Source organism: Halorientalis sp. (assembly GCF_028275115.1).
In the GTDB taxonomy this organism is placed as follows: domain Archaea; phylum Halobacteriota; class Halobacteria; order Halobacteriales; family Haloarculaceae; genus Halorientalis.
In genome coordinates, this window is record NZ_JAQCNH010000114.1 from 1 (window position 1) to 17,651 (window position 17,651).

Below are 17,651 nucleotides of genomic sequence, written 5' to 3' on the forward strand. Positions count from 1 at the left end.
GGGGCGGATTTGAACCGCCGGCTTTCTCCGTGTGAAGGAGATATCATAACCGGACTAGATCACCAACCCTGCACTCCGAGATATCTCTGCACTGGACTTAAGAGTTGCCTCTCAAGCTTCCTTCTGCCGATACGTCTCGATTTTTTTACGGGCGTCCTCGATGGCCTCTTTTGCCTCACCCTCGGCTCGCCCCTGAATCTCTTTCAGGTCGGCGCGAACTTCCTCCAGCCGGCTTCCCTCCGGTTCCGCCGTCTCCTCGCCACCGGTGATGTTGTCGATCCGTTCCTGAACCGGCTCTAACTCCTCGACGACACCCTTTTTTGCCGTCTCACCCGCACGTTTGAGGTAGTATTGTGCGTCTTCGAAGTGCTTGTTCATATTCGCCAGTACGCCGAGTACAGCTAAAAGGTTTGTGGCGCTACAACTACAAACCACCAGATGGCGAGCCAGTGCGCCGTTCGGAACCGTCTAACCACAAGATTTTTTAGTCTTTTAGGTGTACCTAAATCCGGCTGCGGCCCTGCGTCGGGCTCGGCCACGCGTCTGTCCCAACGGCGCGTCCACCATGCCTCCGGCCGTCGAGGGGTCCGTGGGCTCCACCTCCGTGGCCGGTTTTCGTCACAACCCCGTTGGTCGACCCGTGGGTACGGGTATATATGCTCACACGCCTCACGGTCCCGACGCCGTTCCAGGTCGGGGCAGTCTGCGCGTACCTCGCTGGCCGGACGCTGATCGACCTCAGCCCGGACAGCGAGGAGGCCTGGTCGCATCTGCTCGAGGCGCTCGAAGAGCGCGGACTGACGCCGACCGATATCGAGCGCTGCGGGATAGCCCGTTCGACTGCCGAGACCGTCACCGAACTCCCCGAAGTGTTCCTCCGCTACGCCCCGGACGTGGCGACCGACAAGGAGACCCTCTCGGGCGACACGCTCGTCGTACAGGACACGGTCCTCGACGTCGGTGAGGTCCTCGGTCACGCCGGTCGACGTGATAGCGGGACTGTTCGGGAACCGCCCCGTCACCGAGTCTTTCGCCGGGATGAGCGAAGCTGTCGGTCATCTCGACATCCTCGAGGACAACGGTTCGGTGACGGTCCGTGACCGTGGCGGCGTCCTCGTCTACGAACCGGTGTAGGTCCCGATTTCAGTAGGTCGGGCTCTCTTCCGGGACGCCTTCGCGTTTGTTGACGACCCGTGCGAGCGTGAACAGGCAGTCGGAGAGTCGGTTGAGATAGACAATGCCCGCGTCGTTCACGCCGGCTTCTTCGGAGGCGAAGGTGACCGCCCGGCGCTCCGCGCGGCGACAGACCGCGCGGGCCTGGTGGAGTTTCGCACCCGGTTCGCCCCCGCTTGGCAGGATGAACCGCTCCAGCGGGTCGAGTTCCTCGTCGTAGTCGTCCATCCACGACTCGAGTTGGTCCGTGTGTTCGTCGGTGATCTGTGGGTCGTCCTCGTCCGGGTCAGGATTGGCGAAGTCGGCCTGGACGACGTGGAGGTGGTTCTGAATGGCCCGCAGTTGGTCGTCCACGTCGTCGTAGCCCGTCGGACGGACGACACCGACCAGCGCGTTGACCTCGTCGACGGTCCCGTACGCTTCGATGCGCGGACTCGCCTTCGAGACGCGGTCCATGTTCCGGAGGTCAGTCATTCCCTCGTCACCACGACCGGTGTAAATCTTCATACGTACTCTGGGGTCCCCAGTGTCTTATACTCCCCCGACGGCGACGGAGTTTACTGGCGGGAGTCCCCACTATCGGTATGGGCATCGACCGGAGTCCGACGGTCACGACCCTCTCCGTCTTCGTCGTGGTGTTCCTGCTCGAGTGGGTCGCGGTCCCGCTGGGACTGTTCGGCACGCTGTTCGTGCTGACACCACCGGTCGCCGTCCACCCCTGGACGCTCGTGACGAGCGTGTACGCGCACATGACCCTCCAGCACCTGCTGGCGAACTCGCTCGGGCTCTTACTCACCGGCGTCGTCCTGGAGCGCGCGACGACACGACTGCGCTATCACGCCTTCTTCCTCGGAACTGGGACGCTCGCCGGCGTCACACAAGTCACGGTCGGGGGCACGTTCGGAACCACCGCCGGCGTCCTCGGCGCGAGCGGGGCCATTTTCGCGTTCATCGGGTACCTATTGACCAGCAACCGCCTCACCGACACCGTCGTCGGCGGGGTCGAACTCTCCACCCGCGTCCAGTTGGTCGCTTTCGTGGTCGTCGCCGCGGCGGTCACGCTCGCGACCGGCTCGGCCCGCGTGGCACTGATCGCCCACTTCACCGGGTTGTTCGTTGGACTGCTGGCTGGCCGGGCACATCTGTTGCGGGTCAGTGAGCGCGGTTCGATATAGCCGTCAGTCGTTTACGACTGCGTGAAACCGGGACGTTGAATTATCTAGCCGTAAAGTCGTCGTGTATGGCCATGGATCTCGAGCGGTCCTGTCCGAACTGCAACGAGGAGAAAACATTCTACCGTGCGGCGAGTACCGAGTTACATATAGGACAGAAAATCAAGTGGCGCTGCCCGGACTGTGACTACGGCTTCGTCCAAATCGACAGCATCGACACCGGCGCCGAAGCCTGACAGAGCGTCCGGAGGTCGCAGCCCGGAGACGGTAAGACGGTGAGTGGGCGCCGCCCTCTGCGGACAGCCACGACCTGAGCGATACCAGTGGTGGCCAGGTAGAGCACTTTTGCGAGGAGTGCAGCGCCAACTCGGTCGGCGTGACGGCGAACAGCCCGTCCAAAATGTAGCCGTACCGTCCGCGAACTCGTCGACCCTCTCGAGCAGTTCGTCCGGCTTCGGCACGCCGAGGACGGTCGCGGTATCGACCCAGTGCCGCTCGGCCGTCACGGACCGGTACCCACCTACTTGTCGAGGTCCTGCCAGGAGAGTCTGGGCGTCCGGGCCGCGGCGAGTGTCGTGTCGTGCTCGTCGGCGACGGTGGCAACAGACGTGACGCGTCCTGTCAGCGCGGGCACGTGTGAGGGGGCCGAGGGGCGCGTCTACGAGCGTCGAAGCTGTTGCGTTCGCGCGTTTCCGGGTCACTCGGCCGGTGCTTCGCGGCCAGATAAATCGGATAGCGCTATAGAAAATCGCCCTCGGTCGGCGGGTCCATCTCCGCGGTTCGTGTCGGCCGGCCACTGTTACACGCTCGGAAACGCTGGGTCGGCAGCTTTCATTATCCGGACCGGAGAACGAACTGCCGGCAGTTCGCCGACGGTAGCTCGAAACCACGCTCCGCCAGACGGCGACTGCCGGTGGTCCCCAATGACTCAGAACAACGACGACCGCGACATCGCCGACCGGATCCGGGCACAGCGTGTCCGGAAGGCCGACGATACCGGAGAGGAGTAGCGCCCAACCACCACCCGCCCCGACGCCCTGACGTCGGACGGGACCGCCGCTCACGACGCGAGACAGTGAGCCGTCCGCTTCGTCCACGGCCGATTGGAGTCAGCGAGGTCTACTCACGCTGACCGAGTCCATACCTCCGACGCCACGGAAGTTCCCCGCTCCGTTCGTGGCCAGAGCGTGGGAGCCGTACGCCGAAAGCTGGAGGCGATGACTGCCGGCACCGGACTCCGGTCCGGGCGTCGGGAGACTCTGTACGGCTGCCGGCTATCGACGGTCAGGCGATCTGGTTGTCGTACGCCTCGGGCGAAAGCAGGTCGTCGAGTTCGCTCTCTTCCTCTGGGTCGATTTCGAGCATCCAGCCGTCGCCGTACGGGTCCTCGTTGACTAGTTCCGGGGCGTCGACCAGGTCGTCGTTGACGGCAACGACGGTGCCCGAGACCGGAGCGTAGAGGTCCGAGACGGCTTTGATGCTCTCGATGACGCCGAAGTCGTCCTCGCTGGTCACCGCACCGCCTTCGGCCGGAAGTTCGACGAACACCACGTCGCCCAGTTCGTCCTGTGCGAAATCGGAGACGCCAACCCGCACGTAGCCGTTCTCGCGTCGTGCCCACTCGTGGGAGTCCAGAAACCGGCAGTCGTCGGGAATCTCGAAGCTCATCTATCCAGAAATGGCAACGCCTGCGTTTGTGCCTTTTTCGGCTCGCCGTGGACGACGACCTGCACGTTGACCCCCGGACTGCGGTACTCGACTGGCAGGTACGCCAGTCCGACAGGTTGGTCGAGGGTTGGGCTCATCGTCCCGCTCGTGACCGTCCCGATGGCCTCGCCGTTGAGGTCCTGCACGGTGTAACCTTCTCGCGGCACGCCTCTACCCGCGAGCCGAAAGCCCGTCAGCTTCTCCGTGACGCCCTCGGCGTCCGCCTGCTCCAGTGCGTCCCGGCCGACGAACTCCGTGTCGAGTTTGACCGTGAACCCGACGCCAGCCTCGTACGGGTTACGTGGGTTCTCCTGGGGGTCGAAGTCCCGACCCGAGCGGAGAAATCCCATTTCGATTCAGAGTGTGTCGCGAGCGCCGAGACCACACGGCTGGCAGTCGAACTGCGTCCAGACGCTGTCGGCCTCCTCGGCGGGCACGATCAACTCGAAGCCGTCCTCGCCGGTGTAGCCGGTGCGGGCGACCAGACAGTCGACACCCGCGACGGTCACCGCGATGACGGCGAACCGTGAGAGGTCACAGATGGACGTGCGTTGGTCCTCGGCGACCGGGTCGAGGAGGCGCGCCTCGGCCTCGGGACCTTGGAGCGCGAACATCGCGTAGTCGTCGGTACGGTTCTCGATGGTCGCGTCGAGTCCCCACTCGTCGCGGTGGTCGAGCCACCGCTCGTGCATCTGGCCGTCGTGGCCGGCGTTAGGAACGAATAGGTAGTCGCTGTCGTCGGCCGGCGGGAGTTCGTACACCACGGTGTCGTCCATGATGGTCCCGTCCTCGTCGGTGATGGTCGCGTACTGTGCCTGACCGGGGTCGAGCGCGGTCACGTTGTTGGTCGTGAGCCGCTGTAACAGTTGCTCTGCGTCCGGCCCGGACAGTTCGATCTCACCCATGTGTGACACGTCGAAGATTCCGGCTGACTCGCGGACGGCCGCGTGCTCGGTACGGAGAGAGTCGAATGTCACCGGCATCGCCCACCCACCGAAATCAGTGAACGACGCCCCCGCGTCCCCGTGGACGGTGTGCAGAGGTGGCGTCCGTTCGGTCATATCAGTATCGGCCCCGGCCAGCGACCTAACTCTTCCCCCTGTGACAAGGACAGAAACCAGCCGACTAATCGTCCCCGGCCGCGCTCTCGTCGTCGCTTTCGTCACCGTGGACCGGTTCCACGCCCTCGGGCAGGTCCGGCACGTCGCTTGTGTCGTGACTTCCCGTCGGGGGCAGGTTCACCTCGGCTGCCACGGACTCGCTCAGGTCCGTCTCGTCGTCGATGGCCTCCATCTCGCCGTCGGCCTCGCGTGCGTCCTGGTCGATCCGCATCGAGCAGAACTCGACACCACACATCGAGCAGAAGCGGGCCTCCTTGTAGTTGTCGCCGGGAAGGGTCTGGTCGTGGAAGTCACGGGCGCGCTCGGGGTTCAGGGCCAGGTCGAACTGCCGCCGCCAGTCGAACTGGTACCTGGCCTCCGAGAGGGCGTCGTCCCAGTCGCGCGCACCCGGCTTGCCCGCGGCCACGTCGCCGGCGTGGGCGGCGATGCGGTAGGCTGCCAGCCCGTCCCGCACGTCCTCGGCCTCTGGCAGGCCGAGATGCTCCTTCGGCGTGACGTAACACAACATCGCCGCACCGGCGCGGGCGGCCTCTGTGGCGCCGATGGCGCTCGTGATGTGGTCGTACCCCGGTGCCACGTCGGTCACGAGCGGCCCCAGTAGGTAGAACGGCGCGCCGTCACAGACGTTCTGCTGGCGCTCGACGTTGTCGGCTACCTCGTCCATGGGGACGTGGCCCGGTCCCTCGACCATCACCTGCACGTCGTGGTCCCACGCGACCCGCGTGAGTTCCCCGAGGGTGTCCAGTTCCGCGAACTGGGCATCGTCGCTAGCGTCGGCCAGCGACCCCGGTCGAAGGCCGTCGCCGAGCGAGAACGTTACGTCGTGTTCGGCGAAGATCGCACAGATGTTCTCGAAGTGAGTGTAGAGCGGGTTCTGCTCGCCGTTTTCCTCAATCCACTGTGCGAGGATCGACCCGCCGCGGGAGACGATGCCGGTCTTGCGGCCGTCGGTCAGCGGGAGGTGTTCCGCGAGGACGCCGGCGTGGATCGTCTGGTAATCGACGCCCTGTTCGGCCTGTTTCTCGATCACGTCGAGGAGAATCTCGGGAGTCAGGTCTGCCACGTCGTCAACCCGGGTGACGGCCTCGTAGATCGGCACCGTCCCGACGGGCACCGGCGAGTGGGCGACGTTGGCTTCCCGAATCTCGTCGAGGCTCGAACCGGTCGAGAGGTCCATCACTGTGTCCGCGCCGTGGTGGACGGCAGCGTGGAGCTTCTCCAGTTCCCCTTCCAGATCGCTCGTCGTCTCGCTGTTCCCGATGTTCGCGTTGACCTTCGTCGCGAACTCCCGACCGATGATCATCGGATCGAGCGCGTCGTGGCCGTGGTTAGCGGGGATCACCGCCTGGCCCTCGGCGACCTGCTCGCGGACGAACTCTGGCTTGCGATTCTCCCGATCGGCGACCCGCTTCATCGCCGGCGTCACCTCGCCGGCGCGAGCGCGGGCTAGCTGCGTTGCTGGCATCGACCACTAGATTATATTACTAGGTAATAAATTTTGGCTGGGCCGCCACCGGACCACGGTAGCGGCCCGGAAGAAGGGAGCAGCGTCACATGAGAGCAGGGGTCGGGCCAGACCGCCAGGTACGAAGCGATGGTGGCCTTCGTCGGTCGTTCCCGGAACGTCTGGCGCTTGTGGAGGACGGTGAGTGTGGGACGGAGTCCACCCAGAGGCAGACGAGTTAGAACAGGACCGGGCCGACGCCCAGCAGTTCGTTCGTCACGAGCAGGCCCCCGATGACGAAACTCGCGCTGCCGGCGAGGAGTTTCAGTGCCGACTGGAGGCGGGTGGTCAGCACCGAACCCCACAGGTGCGAGAGGGTACTCATCGTCAGCACCGTGATGACCGAAAAGGAGAGCAACAGCGAGAACGAGGAGAGAAGGCTCGAAGCACTCGCAGCGAGTGCGACGACGATTGCCCCGCTCCCGGCCAGTCCGTGGACGACCCCGACGAGGAGCGACTCGCCGTCGACGTGCGTGTGGAAGGAACCGATCGAGACGCTGCCGAGGGAGACGTGTGTGTGTTCGTGGCCGTCGTGTTCGTGGCGCTCGACGGTGAGCAGGCCCGCGACGTCCAGCAACATCCGGAAACCGAGGTACACGAGGATCAGGCCGGCCAGAATCTCGAAGGCCAGAGTGACGGGTTCGGGGAGCGACGCGCTGAGGAAGACGAAGACGAGTCCGACGACGATGATCGGGAGGGAGTGTCCGACACCCCAGGACGCTCCGACCACGCCGGGGTGAGCCGTCTTTCGGTCGTCGACCAGCGTCGAAATCGCGGCGATGTGGTCGGCCTCCAGCGAGTGCCGGAGCCCCACCACCGCACCGGTGAGTGCCGCAGCAACGATTGCCATGTGTTCGGACACGGCGCAACGGCGTTATTAATCCACCGATTTAATCAAAAATCTCGTCGGTTTTTTCTATCGAAACCAAACGTGTCCGTCGAACTTTCCCTTGGAACGGTACAATCGCCAGTCGAGCCGGACTAGATCCGTCCAACCCGGGGGACGCGTCGGCCCGGACTCGCCCCGGTTTTCGACGCGTGTTCAGAAATTGCCGGCCGTCTGTCCACCAAATATGGACATATCCAGTTGTTTCGTTCGCCGTAACCGGCAAAGATTTGTGGTTGCCGTAAATATTCACCAGTGAACATGGACAATCTGACAGCATCTGTTTCGGGAGGTGGACGGGATGGGGAGTGACCTGGTCCCCGGCGAAATCGAGCCGGGTGAGGGGACAGTGCGGATCAACGAGGGCCGTGAGACGGCCACGGTGACGGTCGCGAACACGGGCGACCGGCCCGTGCAGGTCGGCTCGCACTTCCACTTCTTCGAGGTCAATCGGGCGCTCGCTTTCGACCGCGAGACGGCGTTCGGGATGCGTCTGGACGTGCCGGCGGGGACCGCGGTCAGGTTCGAACCCGGCGACGAACGCGAAGTCGACCTCGTGGCCTACGGCGGGAAACGGCGTGTCAGCGGGCTCAGTGGACTGGTCGACGGCGCGACCAGCGACGGCGAGGCCGGCGAGGCACTGACCCGGGCACGGGAGCGCGGGTTTGCAGACACCGGTACCGAAGGCGAGCCATCGGACGGAGACGACACGGAGGAGACGGAATGAGAGACGTCTCGAAGCGACAGTACACGGACCTGTACGGCCCGACCGAAGGGTCCCGAATCCGGCTCGGGGACACGGAACTGTTCGCCGAAGTCGAAGACGACCTCGGGACGCCCGGCGACGAAGCAGTGTTCGGCGGCGGCAAGACGCTCCGTGACGGGATGGGGATGGCCGCGGGCGTCACCGCGGCCGAGGGAGCCCTGGACTGGGTGTTGACGAACGCGGTCGTCATCGACCCCGTGCTCGGAATCGTCTCGGCCGACGTTGGCATCAAGAACGGCGACATCGCCGGCGTCGGAAAGGCGGGGAACCCGGACACCATGGACGGTGTCGACATGGTGGTTGGCCCCGCGACGGACGTGTACAACGCAGAGGGGATGATTGCCACCCCCGGCGGGCTGGACATCCACATCCACTTCAACAGCGAAGAACTGTACGAACACGCCCTCACCTCGGGTATCACGACGATGATCGGTGGCGGCTACGGCGGCGGCGCGACCACCTGCACGACCGGGCCGACGAACATCGAGCGATTTCTGCAGGCCGCCGACGAGTGGCCCGTCAACGTCGGCTTTTACGGGAAAGGCAACGCCAGCGAGCCAGAACCGCTCCGCGAGCAGATCGCAGCCGGAGCCTGTGGCCTGAAGATGCACGAAGACTGGGGCTCGACCCCCGAAGTGATCGACACGTGCCTCTCGGTCGCGGAGAGGATGGACGTACAGACGGCGATCCACACCGACACGCTCAACGAGTCCGGCTTCGTCGAGGACACGTTCGATGCTATCGACGGCCGGACGATGCACATGTTCCACATCGAGGGAGCCGGCGGTGGCCACGCCCCGGACATCATCGAACTCGTCGGGGAACCCAGCGCCCTGCCGTCCTCGACGAACCCGTCGATGCCATTCACCGAGAACACCGTGGACGAGCACCTGGACATGGTGATGGTCTGTCATCACCTCGACGACGACGTGCCCGAGGACGTCGCCTTCGCGGAATCGCGCATCCGCGCGGAGACGCTGGCCGCCGAGGACGTCCTCCACGACATGGGTGCGGTGTCGATCATGACGTCGGACTCGATGGCGATGGGCCGGATGGCCGAGGTAATCGCCCGCACCTGGCAGACCGCAGACAAGATGAAACGCCAGCGCGGCCCCCTGCCCGGCGACGAGGGGGCCGACAACGACAACGAGCGGATTCTGCGGTATATCGCCAAGTACAGTATCAACCCGGCGATCACGGCCGGCATCGGCGACTACGTCGGGACGCTGGAAGCCGGCAAGGTCGCGGACGTGTGTCTGTGGGACCCCGCCTTCTTCGGCATCAAGCCCTCGATGGTGTTCAAAAGCGGCTTCCCCGTCGTGTCGAGCATGGGGGAGGCAAACGGCTCGCTGATGACCTGCGAGCCTATCGTCCAGCGCGAGCGAGCGGGCGCGGTCGGGAAGGCCAAACACGCCCTCTCGCTGTCGTTCGTCAGCCAGGCGGCCGCAGAGCGCGGGGTCGACGAGGCGTACGGTCTCGACAGCCGGGTCGTCCCCGTCTCGGGCACGCGAACGGTCGCAAAATCCGACATGGTGCGCAACGACTACTGTCCCGAGGACATCGACGTGGACCCCGAGACGTTCGAGGTGACCGTCGACGACGACGTAATCAGCTGTGAACCGGCAGCGGAGATTCCGCTCGCCCAGCGGTACATGCTTTAATCATGAAACTCACACCCAAAGAACGCGAACGGTTGACAATCTTCATGGCCGCAGAACTCGCACGCCGCCGTCGGGAGCGCGGCGTAGCGTTGAACCACCCCGAGTCGGTTGCGCTCATCTCGGACTGGGCGTGCGAGCGCGCCCGCGAGGGCATGGGCGTTGCGGAGATTCGCTCGGCGGCACAGACGCTCCTCACCGAGGAAGACGTAATGGAGGGCGTCCCGGAGATGATCGACACGGTGCAGGTCGAGCCGACGTTCCCGGACGGGACGAAGCTCGTGACTATCCACGATCCGATCCGGTTCGAGACGGCCGAACAGGCCGAGAAGATGGGGCTGGCCGGCGACGGCGGTCGGCCGGCAGGCGACGAGCCAGTCGACGGGGAGGAGGCATGAGCCGGCAGGTCGCCACCGTCGGCATCGGCGGCCCCGTCGGCTCCGGGAAGACGTCGCTGGTCCGGGCGCTGGTCCCGCGACTGCGCGAGGAGGGCCTGCAGGTCGGCGTCATCGCCAACGACATCCTGACACAGGAGGACGCCGACGTGCTCCGGGAGTCGTTCGCGGGTCAGATCCCGCCGGAACTGGTCGCCGGCGTCGAGACCGGGGCCTGTCCCCACACCGGCATCCGGGAGGACCCGTCGATGAACTTAGAACAGATCGACCGATTCCTGGATATCGAACCGGACCTCGATCTCGTCCTGCTAGAGAGCGGTGGGGACAACCTCGCGGCCACGTTCAATCCGGAACTGGCCGACTACTTTCTCTACGTGATTTCGACGGCCGAGGGCGACGATATCCCCCGCAAACGTGGGCCGGGCGTCACCGAGGCCGATCTGTTAGTTATCAACAAGACCGACCTGGCACCCCACGTCGGGGCCGATCTGGACCTGATGAAACGGGACGCGAACGAAGTCCGGGACGGGCCCGTGCTCACGACGAACTGCAAGACAGAGGATGGCGTCGACGACGTGAGCGACGAGATTCAGGGACAGGTGTTGTTCGCCTGAGATGGCTGTGACGAATCCACGGGACGCCTTCGCGGCCTACGCGGCCGAACGGCTCCCTCCGGCGGCCGACGGCGCGGTCGGCAAAGAGGGGCGCCTCGACGCGGCGTTCGCTGCCGTCGACGGCGAGACGCGACTGGTGCAGGACTACGCGACGGCCCCGTTTCACCTGACCGGCGGGCTAAACCACGACCGGGCGTTGCCCGGGTTGGCGACGGTGTACCTCCAGTCACCGACCGGCGCGGTGGCCCAGGGTGACCGCCACGACCTCACCGTGACCGTCGGCGAGGACGCACAAGCACACGTCACGACCGGGAACGCGACGAAAGTCCACAGCATGGACCGCAACTACGGCCGGGTGGACGTCGCGCTGTCGGTCGCCGAGGGCGGCTATCTGGAGTACCTGCCGGAGCCGACGATTCTCCACACCGACGCCCGCTATCGCGGGGAGACGACGCTCTCGGTGGCGGACGGAGCCAGCGCCATCATCGGCGAGGTGCTCGTCCCCGGCCGGTTGGCCCGGGACGAGGCGTTCGAGTTCGAGCGCGCGTACACGCGTCTGCAGGCACGCGGGCCCGACGGCCTGCTGTTCGAGGACGCGACCGACCTCCACCCGGACGAACGCGACCCCCGCAGGCCGGGCGTGATGGGCGACCACGACGTGCTGGGGACGCTGTACGTCGTCGGCGACGCGGCGGCGGACCCGCTCCACGAGCGAGTCGCGGACGCCACGGCAGCCCGCGCGGGGGCGACGGCGCTCCCGAACGAGGCGGGCGTGATGGTGCGAGCGCTGGGGGCCCGGGCAGCCGTCTCCGGGACGCTCGACGCCGCCTGGGACGAGGCCCGGCAGACCCTCGTCGGCGCCCCGGCACCCGAGCGGAGGAAGGACTGATGCTGGTTACAGAGTCAGTGCTGGGAAACGTCGACGACGACGCCGACCTGCGGCGGGCGGTCGAAACGCGTCCGACCGAAGAGGTCGAGCGGGTCGTGCTGGACGAGCGCGAGCGTCGCCGGTCGCGAGTCCGGACGACGACGGACGCGGGCACCGAGATTGGCGTCGTAGTCGAGGACGAGCGCGGACTCCGACCGGGGGACGTGCTGGTAAACAACGACGAGCGGGTCGTCTTCGTGGAGTTCGCCGACCGCGAGGTGCTGGTCGTCGCCTTCGCGGGCGGCGACGCCGCGGCGATGGCCCGGGCAGCCGAGTTGGGCCACGCCGTCGGCAACCGGCACCGCGACCTCGCGGTCAGCGGGGGCGAGGTGCTGATCGCGCTTGACGCGGACGGCGACCGGACCGTCGAGGACATCAAGGCGATGTGTCCGCCCGGGACCGAGACTCGCCGCGAACGGGTCGATCCAACGCTGTTCGACGGAGTGGGCCCCGGCGACCACGACCACAGCCACGGCGACGAGCACGCACACGGTCACGACGGTGACGGTCACACCCACCACGGCGACCACACCCACAGGTCGGGGACCCAGGGCGACGCACCGGGGTCGGGTCGCCGGACGCCCGACGGGTCGCCCGTCGAACGGGGGGACGACGGATGACCGACGGGACGCGAGTGGACGAGTCGGCGGTCGCGGCACTGCAGTTCGCGGACTCGTTTCTCCCGGCCGGTTCCTTCACCACCTCGTACGGCGTCGAACAGTTCGTGGCGGCCGAGGACGTCGCGGATGCGGACGACCTCCAGGCGCTCGTCGGGACGTACCTCGACCGGCAGGTGGGCCCCTGCGACATGGTGGTCGTGGCGGCGGCACACGGCGCGGCAGGCGGCGGTGACCACGCCGAACTCCGGCGGGTCGACCGGCGGCTCTCGGCGGTGCAGTTGCCGGCGGAGTTCCGGGAGAGTTCGACTCGCACTGGTGGGCAGTTGCTCTCGCTGGTCGCCGACACCGAGGCGGACGCGTTTCTCGCAGCCTACGACGAGGCCGTCGACGCGGGGACAGCACCGGGCAACTACGCGGCCGCCCTCGGCGCGGTGGCCGCCCGAACCGGCATGACCGCACGCCAGGCAGCACTGGGACTCGGCTACTCGTTCGTCACCGACCTCGTGGGCGCGGCCCAGCGCGTCCTCCGGATCGGACACACGGACGTACAGCGGATCGTCACCGAGAGCCGTCCCGCCATCGTCGCCGCCTGGGAGGCGAACGAAGACCGGACGGTCGAGGAACTAAGTCCGTTCGCACCGCTGGTCGACGTGCTCTCGACGGAGCACGAACGCGCCGAGCGCCGACTCTTCCTCAGTTGACTCGGCCACCGGTCCTCGTCCGAAACGACCGAGGCCGAACACGCACCGACCGATTCGGCCAGGGGAGAGCGTTCCGACACGAGTGTGGCGTCGCATCCGGTCGTTTTCGACGAACGTCCGAGCGGCGGTGACCGAACGCTGTATCAGGATAAATCATGAATGTTTATGATGCTGGAAGCTTCACGATGAAACGAAGCAGACGGAGTCATCATGATCCGACCTCGCCCCGACGAAATCGACCCGATGGTGCCCGAAATCGAAGCCGCGACCGACCGGACCGGCGGCGAGAGCCACGTGGCGTCCGACGGAGGTGTCGCCCGCGCGGCGGAGACGGACGCGCCACTAGTGCCCGATCTCACCTGATCGCGGGACCGCCTCTCCGTTCGTCGCCGCTGACCGGAGCGACCCGGGTGTGGCTGCGTTCCACACAGAAACACAACGCTCGATTGTTCGTTCGCCGTAGTCGATTCTATTGGTTCTGATCTGAACGACGACGGTTGCCAGCTCCGGGCGACGTGGAACCCTGACAGTCCGGACTCGCTGACCGGGGCGGTCGTCACCACCGTCGCCGGGGCGCGCAGCGTCGACGAACTGGCACTCTCGGAACTGCGCAAGGATGCCGTCGACACGGACGCGCTGGCCCGTGTCCCGGCGTCGAGGTCCGGAACGGTCACCGTGACATTCACACTCGACGGTCAGTCGGTGACGGTCGACAGCGACGGAGCGGTCCCCGTCGAATCGCTTGCTGAGTGACGACGAACGGCCAGCCCTATTACACCGGCCCGCCCTCCGGACGGTATGGGACTGCTGGAGAGACTGTCGGCCGGCGGCGGAACGGAACGCGTAGGTCTGTTCGTCGACGGACCGAACGTCCTGCGCTCGAAGTTCGACGTGGACCTCGCTGACGTCCGCGGCGTCGCCGACGAACGCGGGCGGCTCGTCATCACGCGGCTCTATCTCGACGAGAACGCGACGTCCGGCCTGATCCAGGCCGCCGAGGCCAACGGCTTCGAGGTCGTGACGACCAGCGGCGACGTGGACGTGAAACTCGCCGTCGACGCGACCGCCGCGGCCGTCGACGACCGAATCGACCTGCTCGCAATCGCCTCCAGGGACACCGATTTCAAGCCCGTCGTCGAGGCCGCTGCCCGCCGGGGCATCGAGACCTTCGCTATCGCCCCCGGCGAGTACGGCCGGTCGGACGCGCTCCGGACCGCCGCCCACGACGCTGTGACACTCGAGTGAGTGCGGTGCCGGTTAGCCCGCCGGCAGAATTCCGACGATGACACCCGCGGACTCGAGGACGACCCAGACGACGAAGACGACGTACGCCACCAGCAGACTGTACGACTCGAGGTCGGTCAGCGAGAGGTCAGTCCGGAGAACGGTGAACAGGAGGATGGTGGCGAGGGTGAGGACCCCGAACATCGGGACGGCCATCGCGAAGTCTATCGAGGCCGACCCGACGATGAGGACGCCGGCGGGAATCGCCACGAGCAGGTCGAACGTGTTCGAGCCCAGTACGTTCGCGATGGAGGCGACGCCGCGGCCGTCCTTGGCCGCCCGGATACTCACCAGAGCGTCGGGGAGGCTCGTGGCCCCTGCGATGATCGTCACGCCCATAATGAACTCGGGGACGCCCAGCGTCGTCCCGATCAGGTCGACGGAGTGGACCAGTCGCTCGACGGCGATCAGGATAACCACGAGACCGGCGACGAGGAAGGCCCACTCCTTTCGTACGTCGACGTCCTCGACACCGTCGGTGTCGGCGTCGTAGTCGCCGGTGTCCTGCACCTGAATGAAGATGTACAGTCCGTAGAGGGCGATGGGGATCAGTGCCAGCGGTCGGGTCACGAAGCCGGCGAGTTCGGGCGCGCCCGCGGCGTTGTCGGGGTAGTATATCACCGCCAGTGCGAACGTGATTACGAGCACCGAGACCGCGAGCATGTAGAACTGCGCCTCCTTGTAGACCAGCGTCCGGTTGGCCTCGATGCGGTCCTCTGTCGCGATGCCCGACAGCGCCGGTATCACGAGAATGTTGAAGATCGCCGACCCGACGATGGCTCCGACACCGAGTTCAATAGAGTCGGTCAGGATGGCGGCGAAGACGACGGACGCCAGTTCCGGGAAACTGGAGCCGACAGCGGTCACGATGGCTCCCTGCACTACGAGGGGGAGCCCGTAGTACGTCGACAGCTCCTCGCTGGCGTCTTCGAGCCACCCGCTACCAATCCAGATGGCACCCGTCGCGACGACGATGGTGGCCACGTCCACCAGTGAGACACCGGCTTCGCTCATTGAGTTGACCCTCAGTCAGTGGACACAAAGTGATTCCGGAGCGAGTGTCAGTAGTGGAACGTTGACGTGGGCAGATATGCGGTCGGCGTCGCGTGAGACGAACAGTTTTTGCGCCGGGCGCGACCAGCATGGATATGAACAACCTCAACACGCCGGTACTGGACGATCATCTGCATCTGGACCCGGTGAACGGACGCAACACGGAGGCCGTCGAAGAGTTCGCCGACCACGGCGGCACCCACCTGCTGGTACTCAACAAGCCCTCGTGGGGGTTAGGCATCGAAGTCGAGGACGCCGGGGACTTCCGCGAGGTGTTCGACCTGACGATAACGGCGGTCGCGGACGCGACAGCGGTGCTGGACGGGCGGGCCTGGCCCGTCCTCGGAGTCCATCCGGCACTAATTTCACAGCTATTGGACCGGGGCTACGACCCGGCGGAAGCCCGCGACCTGATGCAGGCAGGGCTGGAGGTGGCTGCCGAGTCCGTCGCCGAGGGACCGGCGCTGGCGATAAAATCCGGCCGCCCACACTACGACGTGGACGCGGCGGTGTGGGAGGCCTCGAACGACGTGATGAAATACGCCTTCGAACTCGGCGCGGAGGTCGGCTGTGCCGTCCAGTTGCACACGGAGGGCGGCGAGGACTTCTCTGACGTTGCGGAGTGGGCCGAGGACCGCGGCCTCTCGCGCGAGCGCGTGGTGAAACACTACTCCGGCGGCCGGATGGAGGGGCCGGTGCCGAGCGTCCTCGCCGACAAGGACGAACTGGAGCGCGCCGTCGAGCGTGGTGAGCCGTTCATGATGGAGACGGACTTCATCGACGACCCCGACCGGCCGGGCGCGGTGCTGGGTCCAAAGACCGTCCCGCGGCGGGTGCGCTGGCTGCTGGAGGAGGGCCACGACGAGGCGGTCCACACCGCACACGTCGAGACGCCCGGGCGGGTGTACGACATCGACACCGAGGCGACGCTGGATTGAGCGGAGGAGGACGGTTGGGCCCGGCTGTAAGCGTCGTGATGGGCCCGATTTCGGCCGATATGGGGGCGACCGGTTGGGTCGGGCAGGGTGTGCTGACCTCGAAGTCTTTAACCCCGGCCGTACATACGAAAAGATATGAGCGACAGCGACCCGCCGGACACGTTTTACACCGAAGAGCGGTGGCAAAACTGGATCGAGCGGATCGACGAGGAGGAGATCGACCCCGAGGACGAGGACTCCGCCCGACTCCTGCTCAACCTGCAGGACGATACGGCCATCGCGGTCGCGAAGATCATCACGGCCTACGAGGACGGGCACGTCGAGGGCGAGGCTGCCCGGGAAGAACTCACGGACATCCGGGAGATCGTGCTCTCGGAGGTCGAGCTCGACGACGAGGAGAAGCTGATGCTGGTCGACGGCGTCCAGACCTCGCTCGTGTGCGTGTTCTACGCGGCCGAGGAGTATGTCGCCGGCGGCGTCGCCGACGACGGCGGTGTCGAGGAGTACGTCCGCGCGGCCGCCGACGCGGAGGCCGAGGAAGACCCCGACGCGGCGCTGGGCTACTGCGCGCAGGCCGGCACCCGAATCATCGGCGGCCACGAACTGTCGATGGAACTGGCCGAGGAACTGGAGTTCGGGCTGGTCGCCGAGTGGGTCAACGGACTGGACAGCCTCCAGACGGCGATGAGCGACCCCGAGGTCGTCGAGGAAGACGAGGGCTGAGAGCGCCCAACGGGTACGCCGGTGGTTTTTCACTGACGATACGTCCCCAAGAGTATTCAGCGTCTGGCGCCGAAAATCAGTGTCTTGGATGTCCAGCCGCCGTGCGCAGTCGGAAGTCATCGGCGTCGTCATTCTGATCGGCGTCGTCGTCACGATGGTCGGGATCGTGAGCGTCGTCGTCCTCTCTGACGCCGGAACCGATGAGTCGATACTGGCGGACGTGTCCGTCGAGGCCAACGGGACGCACCTGCAGGTCGTACACATGGGTGGGGACGAAATTCCGATCGGTGACCTCGAACTCGTCCTCGACGGGACTGGCGGGACCGACCGCATTCAGGTCGACGCCGCGAACGTGACCGGCGACGACGGCAGATTCGGTCCGGGAGACCGACTCGAACGGGCTCACGG

At 66.0% G+C, this 17,651-nt stretch carries 22 protein-coding genes and 1 pseudogene; 16 read left to right on the top strand and 7 right to left on the bottom strand.

Going from position 1 to position 17,651, the window contains the following annotated elements; genetic code table 11:
- Nucleotides 1-111 precede the first annotated feature (111 nt).
- Nucleotides 112-378 carry a DUF7553 family protein gene (locus Q0964_RS15295; protein ID WP_299269233.1) on the bottom strand — a complete coding sequence of 89 codons (267 nt, stop codon included), beginning with the start codon at nucleotides 376-378 and terminating at the stop codon, nucleotides 112-114.
- 278 nt (nucleotides 379-656) lie between these two features.
- On the opposite strand from Q0964_RS15295, the gene Q0964_RS15300 reads away from it, so the two are divergent.
- Entirely contained in the window at nucleotides 657-1,100 is a 444-nt protein-coding gene (locus Q0964_RS15300) for an MBL fold metallo-hydrolase (RefSeq protein WP_299269236.1), read from the top strand.
- A gap of 43 nt (nucleotides 1,101-1,143) precedes the next feature.
- Here Q0964_RS15300 and Q0964_RS15305 read toward each other — a convergent pair whose 3' ends face one another.
- Complete coding sequence (locus Q0964_RS15305) at nucleotides 1,144-1,680, bottom strand: cob(I)yrinic acid a,c-diamide adenosyltransferase (RefSeq protein WP_299269238.1); 537 nt, start codon at nucleotides 1,678-1,680, stop codon at nucleotides 1,144-1,146.
- Between the two features lie 77 nt (nucleotides 1,681-1,757).
- On the opposite strand from Q0964_RS15305, the gene Q0964_RS15310 reads away from it, so the two are divergent.
- Together Q0964_RS15310 and Q0964_RS15315 are read left to right on the top strand one after the other, a co-directional pair.
- Nucleotides 1,758-2,348 (top strand): rhomboid family intramembrane serine protease, encoded by a 591-nt coding sequence (locus Q0964_RS15310; protein ID WP_299269240.1) that lies wholly within the window; start codon nucleotides 1,758-1,760, stop codon nucleotides 2,346-2,348.
- A gap of 65 nt (nucleotides 2,349-2,413) precedes the next feature.
- Nucleotides 2,414-2,581, top strand: coding sequence for a DUF7838 family putative zinc beta-ribbon protein (locus Q0964_RS15315; RefSeq protein ID WP_299269242.1), 168 nt, complete (start codon nucleotides 2,414-2,416; stop codon nucleotides 2,579-2,581).
- 1,048 nt (nucleotides 2,582-3,629) lie between these two features.
- Here Q0964_RS15315 and gcvH read toward each other — a convergent pair.
- The 4 genes and pseudogenes from gcvH to Q0964_RS15335 all read right to left on the bottom strand — a co-directional run bounded on the left by gcvH (nucleotide 3,630) and on the right by Q0964_RS15335 (nucleotide 7,527).
- The gene (gene gcvH / locus Q0964_RS15320) at nucleotides 3,630-4,013 is read right to left on the bottom strand and encodes a glycine cleavage system protein GcvH (RefSeq protein ID WP_299269244.1); all 384 of its coding nucleotides are present in this window, start codon (nucleotides 4,011-4,013) and stop codon (nucleotides 3,630-3,632) included.
- Nucleotides 4,010-5,113: pseudogene (gene gcvT / locus Q0964_RS15325) on the bottom strand (glycine cleavage system aminomethyltransferase GcvT). The gene gcvH and the pseudogene gcvT overlap by 4 nt, the downstream one beginning before the upstream one ends.
- A gap of 64 nt (nucleotides 5,114-5,177) precedes the next feature.
- Entirely contained in the window at nucleotides 5,178-6,638 is a 1,461-nt protein-coding gene (thiC, locus tag Q0964_RS15330; RefSeq protein ID WP_299269246.1) for a phosphomethylpyrimidine synthase ThiC, read from the bottom strand.
- 217 nt (nucleotides 6,639-6,855) lie between these two features.
- Nucleotides 6,856-7,527, bottom strand: a complete 672-nt coding sequence (locus Q0964_RS15335) for an urease accessory protein UreH domain-containing protein (RefSeq protein WP_299269248.1) — start codon at nucleotides 7,525-7,527, stop codon at nucleotides 6,856-6,858.
- Between the two features lie 337 nt (nucleotides 7,528-7,864).
- On the opposite strand from Q0964_RS15335, the gene Q0964_RS15340 reads away from it, so the two are divergent.
- From Q0964_RS15340 to Q0964_RS15380, 10 genes are all read left to right on the top strand, one after another.
- Entirely contained in the window at nucleotides 7,865-8,290 is a 426-nt protein-coding gene (locus Q0964_RS15340; protein WP_299269250.1) for an urease subunit beta, read from the top strand.
- Complete coding sequence (gene ureC, locus Q0964_RS15345; protein ID WP_299269252.1) at nucleotides 8,287-9,990, top strand: urease subunit alpha; 1,704 nt, start codon at nucleotides 8,287-8,289, stop codon at nucleotides 9,988-9,990. The genes Q0964_RS15340 and ureC overlap by 4 nt, the downstream gene beginning before the upstream one ends.
- Nucleotides 9,991-9,992: 2 nt before the next feature.
- A complete protein-coding gene (locus Q0964_RS15350; RefSeq protein ID WP_299269254.1) occupies nucleotides 9,993-10,385 on the top strand; it encodes an urease subunit gamma in 393 nt (130 codons plus the stop codon).
- Nucleotides 10,382-10,996, top strand: coding sequence for an urease accessory protein UreG (ureG, locus tag Q0964_RS15355; RefSeq protein WP_299269257.1), 615 nt, complete (start codon nucleotides 10,382-10,384; stop codon nucleotides 10,994-10,996). Before Q0964_RS15350 ends, ureG begins: the two co-directional genes overlap by 4 nt.
- 1 nt (nucleotide 10,997) lies before the next feature.
- Nucleotides 10,998-11,885 carry an urease accessory protein UreD gene (locus Q0964_RS15360; protein ID WP_299269259.1) on the top strand — a complete coding sequence of 296 codons (888 nt, stop codon included), beginning with the start codon at nucleotides 10,998-11,000 and terminating at the stop codon, nucleotides 11,883-11,885.
- Entirely contained in the window at nucleotides 11,885-12,544 is a 660-nt protein-coding gene (locus tag Q0964_RS15365) for an urease accessory protein UreE (RefSeq protein ID WP_299269261.1), read from the top strand. The genes Q0964_RS15360 and Q0964_RS15365 overlap by 1 nt, the downstream gene beginning before the upstream one ends.
- On the top strand, nucleotides 12,541-13,245 hold the full coding sequence (locus tag Q0964_RS15370) for an urease accessory protein UreF (RefSeq protein ID WP_299269263.1): 705 nt from the start codon (nucleotides 12,541-12,543) through the stop codon (nucleotides 13,243-13,245). Before Q0964_RS15365 ends, Q0964_RS15370 begins: the two co-directional genes overlap by 4 nt.
- A 210-nt stretch (nucleotides 13,246-13,455) precedes the next feature.
- Complete coding sequence (locus tag Q0964_RS15375; RefSeq protein ID WP_299269265.1) at nucleotides 13,456-13,608, top strand: hypothetical protein; 153 nt, start codon at nucleotides 13,456-13,458, stop codon at nucleotides 13,606-13,608.
- 177 nt (nucleotides 13,609-13,785) lie between these two features.
- Nucleotides 13,786-13,998 carry a HalOD1 output domain-containing protein gene (locus tag Q0964_RS18380; protein ID WP_349254476.1) on the top strand — a complete coding sequence of 71 codons (213 nt, stop codon included), beginning with the start codon at nucleotides 13,786-13,788 and terminating at the stop codon, nucleotides 13,996-13,998.
- Between the two features lie 45 nt (nucleotides 13,999-14,043).
- Nucleotides 14,044-14,490 (top strand): NYN domain-containing protein, encoded by a 447-nt coding sequence (locus Q0964_RS15380; RefSeq protein ID WP_299269267.1) that lies wholly within the window; start codon nucleotides 14,044-14,046, stop codon nucleotides 14,488-14,490.
- A gap of 12 nt (nucleotides 14,491-14,502) precedes the next feature.
- On the opposite strand, the gene Q0964_RS15385 is transcribed toward Q0964_RS15380, so the two are convergent.
- Entirely contained in the window at nucleotides 14,503-15,543 is a 1,041-nt protein-coding gene (locus Q0964_RS15385; RefSeq protein ID WP_299269269.1) for a sodium:calcium antiporter, read from the bottom strand.
- A gap of 134 nt (nucleotides 15,544-15,677) precedes the next feature.
- Between Q0964_RS15385 and Q0964_RS15390 the strand changes: the two genes are divergently transcribed.
- The 3 genes from Q0964_RS15390 to Q0964_RS15400 form a co-directional block, all read left to right on the top strand.
- Complete coding sequence (locus tag Q0964_RS15390; RefSeq protein ID WP_414652175.1) at nucleotides 15,678-16,520, top strand: TatD family hydrolase; 843 nt, start codon at nucleotides 15,678-15,680, stop codon at nucleotides 16,518-16,520.
- A 135-nt stretch (nucleotides 16,521-16,655) separates the two neighbouring features.
- Nucleotides 16,656-17,243, top strand: coding sequence for a DUF2150 family protein (locus Q0964_RS15395; protein ID WP_299269271.1), 588 nt, complete (start codon nucleotides 16,656-16,658; stop codon nucleotides 17,241-17,243).
- A gap of 88 nt (nucleotides 17,244-17,331) precedes the next feature.
- A partial coding sequence (locus Q0964_RS15400) for a type IV pilin domain-containing protein (RefSeq protein ID WP_299269273.1) occupies nucleotides 17,332-17,651 on the top strand: 320 nt, incomplete at its 3' end.

Bases quoted from the DNA above. Each gene is read 5' to 3' on its own strand.
- ureG (WP_299269257.1), top strand. From the start codon at position 10,382: ATGAGCCGGCAGGTCGCCACCGTCGGCATCGGCGGCCCCGTCGGCTCC.
- ureC (WP_299269252.1), top strand. From the start codon at position 8,287: ATGAGAGACGTCTCGAAGCGACAGTACACGGACCTGTACGGCCCGACC.
- Q0964_RS15300 (WP_299269236.1), top strand. From the start codon at position 657: ATGCTCACACGCCTCACGGTCCCGACGCCGTTCCAGGTCGGGGCAGTC.
- Q0964_RS15380 (WP_299269267.1), top strand. From the start codon at position 14,044: ATGGGACTGCTGGAGAGACTGTCGGCCGGCGGCGGAACGGAACGCGTA.
- Q0964_RS15390 (WP_414652175.1), top strand. From the start codon at position 15,678: ATGAACAACCTCAACACGCCGGTACTGGACGATCATCTGCATCTGGAC.
- thiC (WP_299269246.1), bottom strand. From the start codon at position 6,638: ATGCCAGCAACGCAGCTAGCCCGCGCTCGCGCCGGCGAGGTGACGCCG.
- gcvH (WP_299269244.1), bottom strand. From the start codon at position 4,013: ATGAGCTTCGAGATTCCCGACGACTGCCGGTTTCTGGACTCCCACGAG.
- Q0964_RS15340 (WP_299269250.1), top strand. From the start codon at position 7,865: ATGGGGAGTGACCTGGTCCCCGGCGAAATCGAGCCGGGTGAGGGGACA.
- Q0964_RS15395 (WP_299269271.1), top strand. From the start codon at position 16,656: ATGAGCGACAGCGACCCGCCGGACACGTTTTACACCGAAGAGCGGTGG.
- Q0964_RS15360 (WP_299269259.1), top strand. From the start codon at position 10,998: ATGGCTGTGACGAATCCACGGGACGCCTTCGCGGCCTACGCGGCCGAA.
- Q0964_RS15365 (WP_299269261.1), top strand. From the start codon at position 11,885: ATGCTGGTTACAGAGTCAGTGCTGGGAAACGTCGACGACGACGCCGAC.
- Q0964_RS15310 (WP_299269240.1), top strand. From the start codon at position 1,758: ATGGGCATCGACCGGAGTCCGACGGTCACGACCCTCTCCGTCTTCGTC.
- Q0964_RS15305 (WP_299269238.1), bottom strand. From the start codon at position 1,680: ATGAAGATTTACACCGGTCGTGGTGACGAGGGAATGACTGACCTCCGG.
- Q0964_RS15315 (WP_299269242.1), top strand. From the start codon at position 2,414: ATGGCCATGGATCTCGAGCGGTCCTGTCCGAACTGCAACGAGGAGAAA.
- Q0964_RS15375 (WP_299269265.1), top strand. From the start codon at position 13,456: ATGATCCGACCTCGCCCCGACGAAATCGACCCGATGGTGCCCGAAATC.
- Q0964_RS15335 (WP_299269248.1), bottom strand. From the start codon at position 7,527: ATGGCAATCGTTGCTGCGGCACTCACCGGTGCGGTGGTGGGGCTCCGG.
- Q0964_RS15295 (WP_299269233.1), bottom strand. From the start codon at position 378: ATGAACAAGCACTTCGAAGACGCACAATACTACCTCAAACGTGCGGGT.
- Q0964_RS15385 (WP_299269269.1), bottom strand. From the start codon at position 15,543: ATGAGCGAAGCCGGTGTCTCACTGGTGGACGTGGCCACCATCGTCGTC.
- Q0964_RS15350 (WP_299269254.1), top strand. From the start codon at position 9,993: ATGAAACTCACACCCAAAGAACGCGAACGGTTGACAATCTTCATGGCC.
- Q0964_RS15370 (WP_299269263.1), top strand. From the start codon at position 12,541: ATGACCGACGGGACGCGAGTGGACGAGTCGGCGGTCGCGGCACTGCAG.